The organism is Liberiplasma polymorphum, from assembly GCF_043951795.1.
Lineage (GTDB): Bacteria > Bacillota_I > Bacilli_A > Izemoplasmatales > Izemoplasmataceae > Liberiplasma > Liberiplasma polymorphum.
The window spans coordinates 1-13,237 of record NZ_JBIOAG010000046.1 but is presented as its reverse complement, the minus strand read 5'-3'; the positions used below and the strand labels follow the sequence as shown (position 1 = coordinate 13,237).

17 protein-coding genes and 1 other annotated feature are annotated in these 13,237 nt (G+C 32.0%); of the genes, 11 read left to right on the top strand and 6 right to left on the bottom strand.

Annotated features, from left to right (window positions below):
• Positions 1-59 precede the first annotated feature (59 nt).
• The 4 genes from ACHAJD_RS08895 to spx all read right to left on the bottom strand — a co-directional run bounded on the left by ACHAJD_RS08895 (position 60) and on the right by spx (position 3,952).
• The gene (locus ACHAJD_RS08895) at positions 60-1,316 is read right to left on the bottom strand and encodes an aminopeptidase P family protein (protein ID WP_435585516.1); all 1,257 of its coding nucleotides are present in this window, start codon (positions 1,314-1,316) and stop codon (positions 60-62) included.
• A gap of 112 nt (positions 1,317-1,428) precedes the next feature.
• Complete coding sequence (gene gap, locus ACHAJD_RS08890; RefSeq protein WP_435585515.1) at positions 1,429-2,439, bottom strand: type I glyceraldehyde-3-phosphate dehydrogenase; 1,011 nt, start codon at positions 2,437-2,439, stop codon at positions 1,429-1,431.
• A 99-nt stretch (positions 2,440-2,538) separates the two neighbouring features.
• The gene (locus ACHAJD_RS08885) at positions 2,539-3,411 is read right to left on the bottom strand and encodes a VIT1/CCC1 transporter family protein (RefSeq protein ID WP_435585514.1); all 873 of its coding nucleotides are present in this window, start codon (positions 3,409-3,411) and stop codon (positions 2,539-2,541) included.
• 73 nt (positions 3,412-3,484) lie between these two features.
• Positions 3,485-3,952 carry a transcriptional regulator Spx gene (spx, locus tag ACHAJD_RS08880; protein WP_435585513.1) on the bottom strand — a complete coding sequence of 156 codons (468 nt, stop codon included), beginning with the start codon at positions 3,950-3,952 and terminating at the stop codon, positions 3,485-3,487.
• 181 nt (positions 3,953-4,133) lie between these two features.
• On the opposite strand from spx, the gene pepF reads away from it, so the two are divergent.
• A complete protein-coding gene (gene pepF, locus ACHAJD_RS08875; RefSeq protein WP_435585512.1) occupies positions 4,134-5,894 on the top strand; it encodes an oligoendopeptidase F in 1,761 nt (586 codons plus the stop codon).
• Positions 5,895-5,908: 14 nt separating this feature from the next.
• Positions 5,909-6,099, top strand: a binding site (T-box leader).
• 39 nt (positions 6,100-6,138) lie between these two features.
• Complete coding sequence (gene trpS / locus ACHAJD_RS08870; protein WP_435585511.1) at positions 6,139-7,137, top strand: tryptophan--tRNA ligase; 999 nt, start codon at positions 6,139-6,141, stop codon at positions 7,135-7,137.
• A gap of 34 nt (positions 7,138-7,171) precedes the next feature.
• On the opposite strand, the gene ACHAJD_RS08865 is transcribed toward trpS, so the two are convergent.
• Both ACHAJD_RS08865 and ACHAJD_RS08860 read right to left on the bottom strand, forming a co-directional pair.
• Complete coding sequence (locus tag ACHAJD_RS08865; RefSeq protein WP_435585510.1) at positions 7,172-7,432, bottom strand: HPr family phosphocarrier protein; 261 nt, start codon at positions 7,430-7,432, stop codon at positions 7,172-7,174.
• 1 nt (position 7,433) lies between these two features.
• The gene (locus ACHAJD_RS08860; protein ID WP_435585509.1) at positions 7,434-7,793 is read right to left on the bottom strand and encodes a hypothetical protein; all 360 of its coding nucleotides are present in this window, start codon (positions 7,791-7,793) and stop codon (positions 7,434-7,436) included.
• 113 nt (positions 7,794-7,906) lie between these two features.
• Between ACHAJD_RS08860 and ACHAJD_RS08855 the strand changes: the two genes are divergently transcribed.
• The 9 genes from ACHAJD_RS08855 (at position 7,907) to ACHAJD_RS08815 (ending at position 13,165) form a co-directional block, all read left to right on the top strand.
• A complete protein-coding gene (locus ACHAJD_RS08855) occupies positions 7,907-8,719 on the top strand; it encodes an undecaprenyl-diphosphate phosphatase (RefSeq protein ID WP_435585508.1) in 813 nt (270 codons plus the stop codon).
• A gap of 10 nt (positions 8,720-8,729) precedes the next feature.
• Entirely contained in the window at positions 8,730-9,140 is a 411-nt protein-coding gene (locus ACHAJD_RS08850) for a GNAT family N-acetyltransferase (RefSeq protein ID WP_435585507.1), read from the top strand.
• Positions 9,141-9,201: 61 nt separating this feature from the next.
• Positions 9,202-9,705, top strand: a complete 504-nt coding sequence (locus tag ACHAJD_RS08845) for an inorganic diphosphatase (protein WP_435585506.1) — start codon at positions 9,202-9,204, stop codon at positions 9,703-9,705.
• Complete coding sequence (locus tag ACHAJD_RS08840) at positions 9,705-10,100, top strand: OsmC family protein (RefSeq protein ID WP_435585505.1); 396 nt, start codon at positions 9,705-9,707, stop codon at positions 10,098-10,100. Before ACHAJD_RS08845 ends, ACHAJD_RS08840 begins: the two co-directional genes overlap by 1 nt.
• A gap of 67 nt (positions 10,101-10,167) precedes the next feature.
• Entirely contained in the window at positions 10,168-10,491 is a 324-nt protein-coding gene (locus ACHAJD_RS08835) for a hypothetical protein (protein WP_435585504.1), read from the top strand.
• Positions 10,492-10,615: 124 nt separating this feature from the next.
• Positions 10,616-11,539 carry a hypothetical protein gene (locus ACHAJD_RS08830; protein ID WP_435585503.1) on the top strand — a complete coding sequence of 308 codons (924 nt, stop codon included), beginning with the start codon at positions 10,616-10,618 and terminating at the stop codon, positions 11,537-11,539.
• A gap of 72 nt (positions 11,540-11,611) precedes the next feature.
• Positions 11,612-12,649: an MFS transporter gene (locus tag ACHAJD_RS08825; RefSeq protein ID WP_435585502.1), complete on the top strand. Its 1,038-nt coding sequence runs from the start codon at positions 11,612-11,614 to the stop codon at positions 12,647-12,649.
• Entirely contained in the window at positions 12,646-12,801 is a 156-nt protein-coding gene (locus ACHAJD_RS08820; RefSeq protein WP_435585501.1) for a hypothetical protein, read from the top strand. The genes ACHAJD_RS08825 and ACHAJD_RS08820 overlap by 4 nt, the downstream gene beginning before the upstream one ends.
• On the top strand, positions 12,794-13,165 hold the full coding sequence (locus ACHAJD_RS08815) for a hypothetical protein (RefSeq protein WP_435585500.1): 372 nt from the start codon (positions 12,794-12,796) through the stop codon (positions 13,163-13,165). The genes ACHAJD_RS08820 and ACHAJD_RS08815 overlap by 8 nt, the downstream gene beginning before the upstream one ends.
• Positions 13,166-13,237: the final 72 nt, after the last annotated feature.

The window sequence follows — 13,237 nt, the reverse complement described above, 5'->3', positions numbered from 1 at the left end:
GTTTTACTCATGAAAGTCGTAAAAATAATGTGAAAAAAACGAGTGAAATTACCACTCGTTTACTTAATCATTTTTTCAATATCTTTTGTTTCTTTTATAATGGATTCACTTAAGTTGATATTTCCATTTTTTGTGACTAAAATATCATCTTCGATACGAACGCCTATGCCTTCTTCACTTATATAAAGCCCTGGTTCAATCGTTAAAACCATTCCTTCTTCAAGTGGAATATGATAATACCCGACATCATGGACGTCAAGTCCCATAAAATGTCCAATGCTGTGATAATAATAGTTTGCGATTTCTTCGTCTTCTTTGATTAGACCGATTTTTTTAGTTTCTTCAATTAAGATGCTTTTTGCAAAATCGTTTAGCTCTTTCCATGTGATGCCTGGTTTAACAAATTTAATCGCTTTTTTGTTGGCTTTTAAGACGATGTCATAGATGACTTTTTGTCTTTCAGTAAACTTCCCATTAATCGGATAGGTTCTTGAAATGTCTGAGGCATAGTTTTCATGTAATGCGCCTAAATCAAATAAGATTAAATCGCCATCTTTAAGTGTATCGTTATTTTTTTCATAGTGTAATACTGTTGCGTTTTTTCCACTTGCAGCAATCGTATTAAAGGCACATCCTTCACTACCATCAAAAGTTATCGCATGCGCAAAATCTGCATAAAGTTGATATTCATACGTTCGTTTATTAATATTTTCTAAAATCGTTTCTAACCCTTTTTTGGTGTGATCAATGGCTTTTTGGATTTGCTTGATTTCTGGTTCTGATTTAAACATTCTTAAATATGAAATATGTTCATTAACATTTTTTATGGTTAACTCTTTATAATTCTCAACAATGGTTTGTGCATAATCAAGTGCAACTGGTTTTACATCAGGATTAACGTGATATAAATCTAAGTACAGATTTTTTGGTGGTGCCCCTAAAGGACTTCTTGCATAGTTCATTGCAAGATTAAAAAACTTCATAAAGTCTTTAACATAATGAATGTCTTTTAAATCAATACCCGATTGTGCACTCGCTTCTTCCTTACTCATGCGCGCGCCTTCCCATTTTATGATTAAGTCTGTGCTTTCTTCGATAAATAAATAGGTTTTTCCCTCTGAATCACCTTTTAAAAGCATTAAAATCATATGCGGTTCGCTTAAGTTTGTAACATAAAAGAAGTTGCGTTGTGGTGTGTAATGATAGCTTTGATCCGTTGTTTTATTTGGAGCTTTTCCACTATATAAAACAGTAACTGAATGAGTTTCCATACGGTTTAATAGTTTTTCACGTGCTTGTATAACGTGTTTAATCATGTTATCACCTCAAAAGCATTATATCATGAAGTGACTTATTTGATAAGCCATAAAATGATACAATAGCCAATTGATATGAATGATAAAAAAAAGAGTCTTTCGACTCTTTAAATTATTTCCCTAAAGCTAAGTATTTAATTGTATGAACCATTTGAGCAACATAGCTCATTTCGTTGTCATACCATGCTAAAACTTTAATAAGTTGGTTCCCATCAGTCTCTAAAAGTGATGTTGATTGTGCATCAAATAATGAACCAAAATGCATCCCAATAGTATCACTTGAAACAATTGGGTCTTCAGTGTAACCAAATGACTCGTTTGCTGCTGCTTTCATCGCTGCATTAACTTCTGCAATCGTAACTTTTTTCTTAAGTTCAACCACGAAGTCTACTGCAGATCCTGTTACTGTAGGTACGCGTAATGCCATTCCGTCTAATCTACCTTTTAAGTTCGGTAATACTAGACCAACTGCTGCAGCTGCACCAGTAGTTGTTGGAACGATATTTTCTGCTGCTGCACGTGCGCGGCGTCCATGAATACCTTTAGCATGAGGCCCGTCTAATGTGTTTTGATCATTGGTATAAGCATGGATTGTTGTCATATATCCACGTACGATTCCAAATGCATCATCTAATGCTTTAGCCATTGGTGCTAAACAGTTTGTAGTACATGATGCTGCAGAAATAATTTCTTCTGTTCCATCAAGTGTTTCATGGTTAACATTATATACAACTGTTTTAACATCACCTGAAGCTGGTGCACTAATAACAACTTTTTTAGCCCCTGCTTTAATATGTTTAGATGCTTTTTCTTTAGAAGTAAAGAAACCTGTACATTCTAAAACAACATCAACACCAAGTGCTGCCCATGGTAAGTTTTCTGGGTCGCGTTCTGCATAAACTTTTACTTCTTTACCGTCTACGATAATTGAACTACCTTCAAATGAAATTGAATCTTGTTTATAACGTCCTTGTGCCGTATCGTATTTTAATAAATACGCTAAGCTTTCTGCATCTGTAAGGTCATTTAATGCGACAATTTCAAAATCTTTGTTATCTTGCATTAAGCGGAATGCTAAACGTCCAATACGTCCAAATCCGTTAATTGCTACTTTTACTGCCATTGTGTTTCCTCCTATAATATATAAATTATCATACAGGTTTATTATAGACAAAAACCCTACAAAATACAACCGATATCGGCGTTTTAAAAACGTTTTCAGTTAAATATCAACGCCTAGAGTAATACGTAAGATTGTCCCGATGAAAAATGATAATGTGGCAACACCTAAGCTAATTAATGCCATTTGTGTAAATCGTTTTTTAAAGGATAAGTTTAAAGCCACACTCATATAATAATTAAATACAAATATAATAACCATTGCACTTGTTAACATAATTGCAAGTGAGTGAAAAGCATTGTTAAGTAATATATAAGGTAAGATTAAAATAGTCACAACCACTAAGTAAGCCGTCCCTGTATAAACACTAGATTTTAATGCATTTTGATTCCCTTCTGCTTTACTAGATAAGTATTCGCTTGCAGCCATACTTAAGGTGGCTGCAATTCCAGTAATTAATCCCGAAAGTGTAATAATAGTATTATCTGTTAGCGCAAAACTAAGTCCTGCTAGGGCACCTGTCAACTCAACGAGTGCATCGTTTAATCCTAAAACTACGGCACGAATATATTTTAATCGTTCTTCACTTAAAGATTCAATCAAACTGTCTTCGTGCTCATCTTCTTCTTGTTTTATGGTAAGGGCTTCTGGGATTGATTCACTTAATGATTCATAGACTTCTTGTGCAACGTCTTCTCCACGTTCCATTAATCTAACTACAAATGTAAATCCAAATATTATGTTTAATAATTTATAAAAAGCAATTTTCATGCGGTTTGGTTTTACTTTTATGTTTGTATATTTCTCCCAAACCTGTGCATGTTCTTTTTCTTGGGCAGCGATTTTTAGTAATATATTTTTATTCTTTTTATCTTTTACTCTAGCAGCGATATTTTTATAAATATAGTATTCGGTGACTTCATTTTTTTGCATAGATAGAATTAACTTCTTCTGCTCTTTTGTAATGGTTGTCATCATAACCTCCTATAAAATAAACTTATAAATATCATACACCAAAATCATATAAAAAAAAACGCCTTCCGGCGTTTTATGATTGTTTTGACATTTCTTTTTGTTTTAGTTCTTTAAAGTAAAGTTCTAAAGCGTGGACGTAATCACAGTCTTCCCCTTTATCACATGTAGTACACATAATAATTTCTCTTAAACGTTTAGGTATAAAGGTACGGATTTCATCTTCATTATAACCAACTTGCATTTTATTATCTTCAATGATAATCGGTCTTCTTAATACACTAGGATTACTAATAATAAAATCAGTTAGTTCTCTCATGGACATGTCATCTATATCGAGATTTTGATCTTGAAATACTTTAGAGCGTGTAGAGATAATATCTTCAAAACCATTCTCAGTGTTTTTTAACATGAGCATGATATCTTCTCTTGTAAGTTTAATGTTGAATATATTTTTTTCACGGTACTCAATACGGTGTTCTTCAAACCATTTTTTGGCTTTACGGCATGATGAACAACTTGGTGTAGTGTACATTTGAATCATGGATGTACCTCCTTTATTAAAGTAAGTGGCTTACCAAAAGTTTATTTCATGTTAATTATAACACAATTTAGAAAAATTTCAAAAAATATTTTATGAAAATGCTTGCATCGATTTAAGATTTTTTTTCTTTGGTATGTTATAATACTTAAGGTATCTTATTATAACAAATGGAGGCACATTTATGAAGTGGAAATTAGAAAATTTATACGAAAATTTAGAGGCTTGGGAACATGAATATAATAGACTCAAAGAAATCATTTTAGAGTTGCCTTCTTTCCAAGGTAAGTTAAATGATTTTCAGACCTTTAAAACCTATTATACCTTACAACGTGAAGTGGCTTTAAAAGCTCATAAACTCTATCAATATGCCGCACTAAAAAGTGATTTAAATCGTAAAGTAGTTGAAAATGCAGCGCGTGTGCAAAAGATGGGTATTTTACTTAATGATTTATCACGTGCAACAGCATGGGAATCACCAGAAATTTTAAGCATAGGTAAAGAAACTGTGTTAGGATTTTTAGATAATGATCCTATGTTAGGACAATACCGTTTTCCAATTACAAAGTTATTTCATCAGCAAGCTTATGTCCTTGATGAAAAAAGCGAAGCATTACTTTCGAACTATCGCCAATTATCCAGTCAAGGGGCACAACTATATAATGCCTTAGCTATTGCGGATAATACGTATAAAGAAGTAACTTTATCTGACGGCGAAACCGTTAAGATAACAAGTGGGAATTACCGTAGTTATTTAGCAGATTTGCAAAATCCAGATGACCGTGAAATTGTATTTAAAGCGATTTTTGATCATTACTCAGAACATAAACATACTTATGCGCAAGTTTATAACACGGTATTACAAGCAGACATAGCAAGAATGAAAGCACGTAATTATAGTTCAACCCTAGAATCCTATTTGTTTTCTAACAACATAGACCCTGTAGTTTATCAAAACTTAGTGGATGTTGCTAAAGAAAATACTAATTTATTGAAAAGATATTATGCGATTAGAACCCGTGTTTTAGGACTTGATAAACATCGCACATTTGATCGTTTTATGCCTTTAGCAACAAGTAAGAGTAAGTTCAACTATGATGAAGCAAAAGATTTATTTTTTAATGCTATTGATCATTTAGATGATACCTTTAAAGCTAAAGCTAAAGAAGCGCTAGAAGATGGCTATGTCGATGTATTTGAACAAGAAGGAAAAGCAACAGGTGCTTATTCATGGAGTGCGCTTGATGAACATCCGTTTATTTTATTAAACTATGATGATACATTAAATAGTGTATTTACCTTAGCGCATGAAGCGGGACACTCAATGCATTCACTATTCTCTCATGAAGCTCAACCAATCCCAACACAAAGTTATACTATTTTTGTAGCTGAGATTGCTTCTACTTTTAACGAACATCTATTACTTGATTATTTTATTAAAACAAATAAAGGCACAACTGAAGACAAAATTACTTTGTTACAACAATCTATTGATGATATTATGGGGACATTTTATAGACAAACCTTGTTTGCGGCTTATGAACTTGAAGCACACAAACTTGCAGAAGCTGGGACGCCTATTACTTATGAAGCGTTATCAAAAATTATGGTGGATTTATACAAACACTTTTACGATATTGATATTACTGAAGAGCCCGGTAAAGAATATGTTTGGGCATACATCCCTCATTTATTTAATACACCATACTATGTTTATCAATACGCAACGAGTTTTGCGGCAAGCTTGAAACTTTATGAGCTTGTTAAAGAAGACCCATCAAACATTGAAAAACATATGACCTTGCTTCGTGCAGGTGGCGATGACTTTCCTGTTGAACAAGTTAAGAAAGCTGGTATTGATTTAACCAATAAAGATGCCTTTACAGCGGTTGTTAACCGTTTAGAAACATTACTTGATGAATTAGAACTTGCGTTAAACGAATAATTCGTTATAATTAAATTAACATGATGATTAGGAAGAGTACTATTATCCTTCTTTAAGAAGCGAGTTTAGATTGGTGAAAGCTAAACAAGAAGTTAATAGGAATGGGCCTATGAATGACGTTAATAGCGTCCGTATGACTGCGTTAAAGTCTAAAGTGCTAGTGAAAACTAGAACTAAGGTGGTACCGCGATTATACGCCCTTAGATTTTCTAAGGGCGTTTTTTTATTAAAAAGGAGTGATAAAATGAAACATATTGTATCTGGAATTCAACCAACTGGAACTTTAAATATTGGGACTTATTTGGGAAGTATTAAAAACTTTGTACGATTACAAGAAGAATTTAGTGACCATCATTTTTTCTTATTTATTGCAGATTTACACGCCATTACAGTGCCTCAATCACGCAGTGATTTAAGGAAGACAATTAAAGAACTCGCTGCCCTATATTTAGCTTGTGGATTAAATAAAGAACGTTTAAGTTTATTTGTTCAATCAGAAATTGCGGCACATTCTCAGATGAATTATTTACTACAAACATTTACTTATATGGGTGAATTAGAACGCATGACTCAGTTCAAAGAAAAGGCACAGCGTCAAGAAAAAGGGGTGAGTAGTGCGTTATTTACTTATCCAGTTTTAATGGCTGGGGATATTTTACTTTATGATGCAGAATTTGTTCCTGTTGGGGATGACCAAAAACAACATTTAGAATTAACACGTGATATCGCAGAACGTGTTAATAACCGAGTTGGTGAGTTTTTTGTTGTACCAAAACCAATAATCCCTAAAGTGGGGGCACGTATTATGAGTTTAACTGACCCGACTAAAAAAATGAGTAAATCAGATGACAATGTTAAATCGCGTATTTTACTGTTAGATGATGAGGCTATAATAAGAAAACGTATCATGAGCGCAGTTACTGATAGTGATACTAAAATACGTTTTGATAAAGAACTTAAACCAGGTATTAGTAATTTAATGACGATTATGAGTGCCATAACAGGTGAAGATATTGAATCAATTGAATCCACATTTAATGACAAGACTTATGTGGAATTTAAAACCGCTGTGGCTGATACGGTTGTTAATGAGTTAGTTCCAATTCAAAAGCGTTTTAATGCGCTCCTTGCCTCTGGTGAAATTGACCAAGTCCTTGATGAAGGGCGCCAACATGCTGAACTTATTGCGCTTAAAAAGATTTTCAAATTTAATCAAAAATTAGGATTAGGTAGAAAAAGATAAATAAAAAAAGTGTTGTTTAATTTAAACAACACTTTTATTTTAAATTGAACTCGGTAATGAGACGATCAATTGCTTTTAATGCTTCTGCTTCGTCATCGCCTTTGGCTTCAACCAAAATGAGTGAGCCACGGTTAATTCCCAATGATAAAACACCCATGATTGATTTTAAGTCGACACTATTGCCTTCATAAGTTAATGTGATTTGTGATTTAAATTCATTTGCTTTAGCTACAAGCATTGTAGCTGGTCTTGCATGAACCCCTTGATCATTTGAAATGATAAATTCTTTTCTCATCTTATGTTTTCCTTTCTAAAGCCTCTTTTAAAGCTTGATAGATTTCTTCGTTTTTTTCTTCTACATAAAACTTTATGGTATCACCAACAATATTAATTCCCACTGCACCTTCTGCTTTTAGAAGTTGCATGTTGGTGTGTTTCATGTCTTTTATTTTAACATTAATTTTATTTCGTTTAAATGAAATTTCCTCTATATTGTTATCACCAAATGCGTTTAGGATAATTGCAATATCTAATTTTTTAGGCGCTGGTTTTTTTAGTTTTTTGAATAGTAATAGACTAATGAGCAAAACCAATAAAACTATACCTATGATAATGGATAATTCAAGCGGTCCTAAATTTGTAAATGTTAACACCATGTGATCGCCACCTTTTGAATGATTATTGTTTCTATTTTAGCACAGTTTATTTATTTTTGAAATTAATTAGTGTATAATTACATAAAGATTTCAACAAAGCTACGAGGTGTAAAATGCAGAATTTTATAGAATTATTGAAATATATTATTATTGGGTCGGTTCAAGGGATTACAGAACCATTACCGATTTCTTCTAGTGGTCATTTAGTTATCATCCAAACCTTCTTAGATATGCCTACGGTTGACTACTTTTTAGAAATCGTGTTACATTTTGCTTCATTAATTGCCATATTGATATTGTTTAGAGTAAAAATACTTGCTTTAATAAAAGGCAACATTGCTTATGTATTTAAACGTGATGAAACTTATAAACATGATTTTCATTATTTTTTATTAATATTAATCGGTGTTATTCCCGCAGGCCTTGCAGGGTTATTATTTAAATCTTTCTTTGAAGGGTTTTTAACGTTGCTCGCTGTTGGAATTAGTTTACTATTTACTGGATCATTTTTGCTGATGGTTCAAAAACAAAGTATTGAAAATACAAAAGAAACATTGTCCTGGCATGATGCTTTAACGATTGGATTATTTCAAGTCTTTGCTTTGCTTCCAGGGATTTCACGTAGTGGGAGTACGTTTATTGGTGGGTTATTTAAGCGTGTTAAGTTTGAAAAAGTCGTCGAGTTCAGTTTTATGATGTACATCCCTATTAGTATTGGAACGATGGTATTAGAGCTATTTGAAGTTGAAACCTTCTCGCGTTATAATGGCTTAGATATTTCACTCGCATTTATTACAAGTGGTTTGTTTACCTATTTTGCGTTTAAATGGTTTATTAACGCTGTTAAACAGGGTAATTTAAAATATTTTGGATACTATTGTTTAGCTGTGGGGTTAATGAGTATTGGATTATATTATTTAATGTAAAGGTGATTATATGAACGTTGTTATCGCAAATGATAAAAAAAGTATTTTGGATCATTACTTTATTAGAGGGCAAGTTTTTGTGATTGAGCAAGAGATTTCTTGGGCTTTAGAGTTTGATGATTGGGATTATGAGGCAACATTTTTTGTTTTATATGATGAAGATGCACCTATTGGTGCAGCTAGACTGTATAAAAATAAAGTTGGTCGTGTGGCAGTTTTAAAAGAACATCGCCATAAAAAAGCAGGATCGGTTATCATGGATGCTGTTGAAGCCTATGCTAAAACACAAGGAATCAAAACTTTAGAATTAGGTGCACAATGTTATATTATTCCGTTTTATGAAAAATTGGGTTATGTCGCTTATGGAGATATATTCTTAGATGCTGACATAGAACACCGAATGATGAAGAAAGAAATATAAGAGCATTAAGCCATTTTAAATCAAAAAAATTGTTTATAATGGGTTATAGAAAGAGGTTTATATGGACAAAGTAATCGAAGCAATTATTGAAATACCAATGGGGACTAAAAACAAGTATGAGATTGACAAAGAACGCAATCGTATAAAATTAGATCGTGTATTATATTCTCAAATGACTTATCCTGCTGAATATGGTTATATTGAAAATACGTTAGCTGAAGATAATGACCCTTTAGATATTTTGGTAATCGCAAGTACTAAAACATTCCCTGGGTGTATTGTTGATGCAAGGGTAATTGGGTATTTAGATATGATGGATAATGATGAAAAAGATCATAAAGTTATTGGTGTAATTGATGCCGATCCAAGATTTAGTCATATCCATGAAATCGGTGATATTCAAGAACATTTACTAAGAGAAATTAAACATTTCTTTAAAACCTATAAAGATTTACAACAAAATAAAAAAGTTGAAGTGTTTGAGTTTCACGGTAAAGATGAAGCAGTACAATTAATTGATGATTGTATAAAAAGGTATCAAAAAACGAATAAGGAGGAATTGTAATGCCTAACGAAATTAAGATGGTATTTGATAATCAGTATCACGGGATTATAACTGGACATCATGGTTCTGCACAAGTCGGCCCGGCTGAAGGTGCACTAGCTGCCTATGATATGGTACTTGGAGGTTTAGGTGCATGCTTAAATCACACATTTCAAACTGTTGCAGACAAAAAACGTTTAAAATTCCAAGCCGTTAAGTACGATATTACAGGTGTAAAACGTGAAGAAGTTCCAACTTGGTTAAAAGAAGTTACGGTAAATGTTGTTATTACCGGGGCTGATACAGAGAAAAAAGACGCTTATTTAAAAGCGATGGAACTAGCAAACGAGTACTGTAGTGTGTATCAAACATTGAAGCACGTTGCAAAAATGGAAACAAACGTCACATTTGAATAATGAAAAAAAGCACTTAATTGTGCTTTTTTTATTTGCATACTTATCCTATAGAAAATCTCTTTTAATCATGAATAGTACTATTTTGTACTATATTTGTGATAAAAGCATCTTAATTTTAAATAGTGTCCGTAAAGAAAAAACATTTAACCATTTTAAAGAATTAACACTGATAAGCTATGTGTTAATCATTGGTGGCATTGTTCGTTCGGTTGTTCAATATAGCGCTTTAGTCTATATTTTTTCATTTGTTGAAACGGATAATGTTAGATTGAATTTTATTGTATATAATGGGTTTTTAATGGTAGGATTGATTGTTTTGTTTATAACAAAAGTATTTGAGTACACACATTATTATGTAAATAGAATTAATGTTAAAAGAGATGACTTATAACTTCTTTATGATAAATAGAACTAGATTATTTTAATTAATTGAATTATGATTAAAGTAAGTAAACTTACGGCTTAACTAAAGGGGTAATAGAATTATTGTTTAATCAATAATTCAAGTGGATCTTATGAAGAAAGTTTTTATATTATTATTGATTTTTGTTTTATCTAGTGTTTTGTATGGGTGTCCTCCAGAAGAGGAACCGGACTACTTAAGCAATAAGGATTTACTAAATTATGTTCATATTGATTTATATCAGTACTATGAAGATGATGAAAGTATCATTGTTTTTTTAGTTGATCAACCCAACCTTTACTTTAGCAATATTTATTTTAGTAGTACTTCTTTTGAGATTTTAAATGCTTCCGCTTTTGGAAGATCTCTAACCGAAGAAATCATTGATGGCGTTCTATATTACGGTGTTGATTTTACTGAGATTAATTTAGAAGATAATCCCTCGTTTTACTTATTTTTAAGTGTAACAAAGTCCAGTTTATTTGAAAGTCTTGCATATGATGATTATTTTAAATCTAATATTGCCCTTAATCAAATGGAGCTAATTTTTAATTATGATATATCACTTGAGACACAAGATAAGCATGACTATATTTTTTATGTCCACGAGAACTTGGGTTCGTACATGCATGAAACCTATCGTTTTGATGTTTATAATAATGTTGATAGTTTATTAGAAAATACTAATATTAATACGGTTTATTTGCCTTTTTTAAATCAAGAAATTGTTGCACTTAAACCTGAAATTTTGTATTATCCTTACTATGATACAATATTTATAAATGGCTACAACTTTAGTGTCCGTATTGAGGAAAGTGATACGCCTTTTTCATATAATGTTGAAGAAAAAACCATTCATACATTTAACGGTATAGCGTTCACGTTAGTTAAAGAAAGACACAATATATATTCGATTACTTTCTTTGTGACAGAAGATGACACAACATTTAAATATCACTACTATGGTGTTTCTATAAGTGCGTCTGAAATTATTCATTTTATTGAATCGATTCATCCTTACACAGTTGAGGATTAAACCTATTTAGTTAGATACGACTACTTACTGTGAATTAGACAATAATAAATGGAATATTACTAGGGGGATTTTATGGACAGACATATAAGACTAACAGCTTTAGGGATTGGTCACTTTTTTATTGATTTACTTGGAATATATTTGATTAATGTTCAATTTAGGCATTTATCATTTCCGTCAATTGCATTATATTTTATCATTTATAACCTTGTTGCTTTTGGACTACAACCATTTATCGGTTTTTTTGCGGATGTAAAAAAGAAGTATTTGGACATTGCAGTTTTAGGGCTTGTTTTTGCAATGGTTGCTTTATTGTTTAAAGAATTAGGGTTAGTTATGATTCTTTTGTCCACCTTAGGTAATGCGATGTATCATGTCGGTGGTGGTGTCTTATCGATGAACTTATATCCTAATAAAAGTGCCCCTGCAGGTATTTTTGTCGCACCTGGCGCTGTTGGGGTGTTTTTGGGGGTATATCTTAGTATGATTAGTCCTGATTATGGCTTCATTATTGTTGGGCTAGCTTTATTAAGCTGTGTTAGTATATTTGTGTTATTTGATCAATATAAATTAGCCCATTCTTATCGCAAGATCCAACCTAAGGTTGGCTTGCTTATAACACTCATTTTGTTTGTGGTGTTAACGCGTGGGTTTGTCGGTTCTTTTTTATATTTTGGATGGAAAGGGGATTTATTTTATAGTGTCTTACTTGTTATAAGTATCTTTTTAGGTAAATTCTTTGGTGGTGTTTTAGGCGATAAGTTTGGGTATAGTAAAATTGGTGTTTATGGCTTAATTATTTCTGTGCCCCTTTTAATATTTGGTATTAATCAACCTTTGTTAGGTTTAGCAGGTGCGTTTATGTTTAACTTAACTATGGCTATTACATTATTTTTGATTATTGAAAGTTTAGGCGTTTATAAAGGCGTTGCATTCGGATTAACAACGCTTACTTTAGTTGGAGCTTTTATTCCGTTTCAATTAGGGTTTTCAATTAATGTTGGAATTTGGTATTATAGTAGTATCAGTGTACTCATTTTAAGCGCTGCTTATGGTTTACACAAAGCTGTTAACTTATATGAACATAGGAAAGGGGATCAAGTAATATGATACCAGTAGGATTAGACGTCGCAGTAGGACCAATGATATTTTTAGGCGTTATGATTATCATTTTAGCTGTCATTACAGTGCTAGCATTAATTGTAGGTGCAATATTTTTAATTCGTTACATCGTTAAATCATCAAAAAACAAACATGCTTAGTGATATTTTATTCACATTGTTTTTAGCCTTAATATTAACTATTGTTATTGAAGTATGTGTGGTTTGGGCGTTAAATTTTAAAGATAAAATATTTATTATAATCGTTATCTTAGTTAACGTTATAACAAACCCTTCCTTAAATCTAATAATCTCTTTGAGTTATCATTACACAACAACTTTGATGCCCTTTTATGTGCTTTTAATTTTAGAAGTGTTGATTATTTTAATCGAAGCGATTATTTTATTTAAAGTATTTCCTAAATATTCATTTAAGCTGATGTTATTAGTGAGTAGTATTATGAACATTACTTCGTTTAGTATTGGGATTGGGATTCAGTGGTTGTTTCCAAATATTTTAAATTAAAAAAAGGCCCACTTTTTTGAAAAGTGGGCCTATTTTATTACTCTTTTTCTTTTGGTGTTGCTTCGTTTTCTT

Coding starts and splice junctions, on each gene's coding strand:
- ACHAJD_RS08860 (WP_435585509.1), bottom strand. CDS start 7,793: ATGGTGTTAACATTTACAAATTTAGGACCGCTTGAATTATCCATTATC.
- ACHAJD_RS08885 (WP_435585514.1), bottom strand. CDS start 3,411: ATGACAACCATTACAAAAGAGCAGAAGAAGTTAATTCTATCTATGCAA.
- ACHAJD_RS08840 (WP_435585505.1), top strand. CDS start 9,705: ATGCCTAACGAAATTAAGATGGTATTTGATAATCAGTATCACGGGATT.
- gap (WP_435585515.1), bottom strand. CDS start 2,439: ATGGCAGTAAAAGTAGCAATTAACGGATTTGGACGTATTGGACGTTTA.
- trpS (WP_435585511.1), top strand. CDS start 6,139: ATGAAACATATTGTATCTGGAATTCAACCAACTGGAACTTTAAATATT.
- ACHAJD_RS08820 (WP_435585501.1), top strand. CDS start 12,646: ATGATACCAGTAGGATTAGACGTCGCAGTAGGACCAATGATATTTTTA.
- spx (WP_435585513.1), bottom strand. CDS start 3,952: ATGATTCAAATGTACACTACACCAAGTTGTTCATCATGCCGTAAAGCC.
- pepF (WP_435585512.1), top strand. CDS start 4,134: ATGAAGTGGAAATTAGAAAATTTATACGAAAATTTAGAGGCTTGGGAA.
- ACHAJD_RS08825 (WP_435585502.1), top strand. CDS start 11,612: ATGGACAGACATATAAGACTAACAGCTTTAGGGATTGGTCACTTTTTT.
- ACHAJD_RS08815 (WP_435585500.1), top strand. CDS start 12,794: ATGCTTAGTGATATTTTATTCACATTGTTTTTAGCCTTAATATTAACT.
- ACHAJD_RS08830 (WP_435585503.1), top strand. CDS start 10,616: ATGAAGAAAGTTTTTATATTATTATTGATTTTTGTTTTATCTAGTGTT.
- ACHAJD_RS08835 (WP_435585504.1), top strand. CDS start 10,168: ATGAATAGTACTATTTTGTACTATATTTGTGATAAAAGCATCTTAATT.
- ACHAJD_RS08845 (WP_435585506.1), top strand. CDS start 9,202: ATGGACAAAGTAATCGAAGCAATTATTGAAATACCAATGGGGACTAAA.
- ACHAJD_RS08865 (WP_435585510.1), bottom strand. CDS start 7,432: ATGAGAAAAGAATTTATCATTTCAAATGATCAAGGGGTTCATGCAAGA.
- ACHAJD_RS08855 (WP_435585508.1), top strand. CDS start 7,907: ATGCAGAATTTTATAGAATTATTGAAATATATTATTATTGGGTCGGTT.
- ACHAJD_RS08895 (WP_435585516.1), bottom strand. CDS start 1,316: ATGATTAAACACGTTATACAAGCACGTGAAAAACTATTAAACCGTATG.
- ACHAJD_RS08850 (WP_435585507.1), top strand. CDS start 8,730: ATGAACGTTGTTATCGCAAATGATAAAAAAAGTATTTTGGATCATTAC.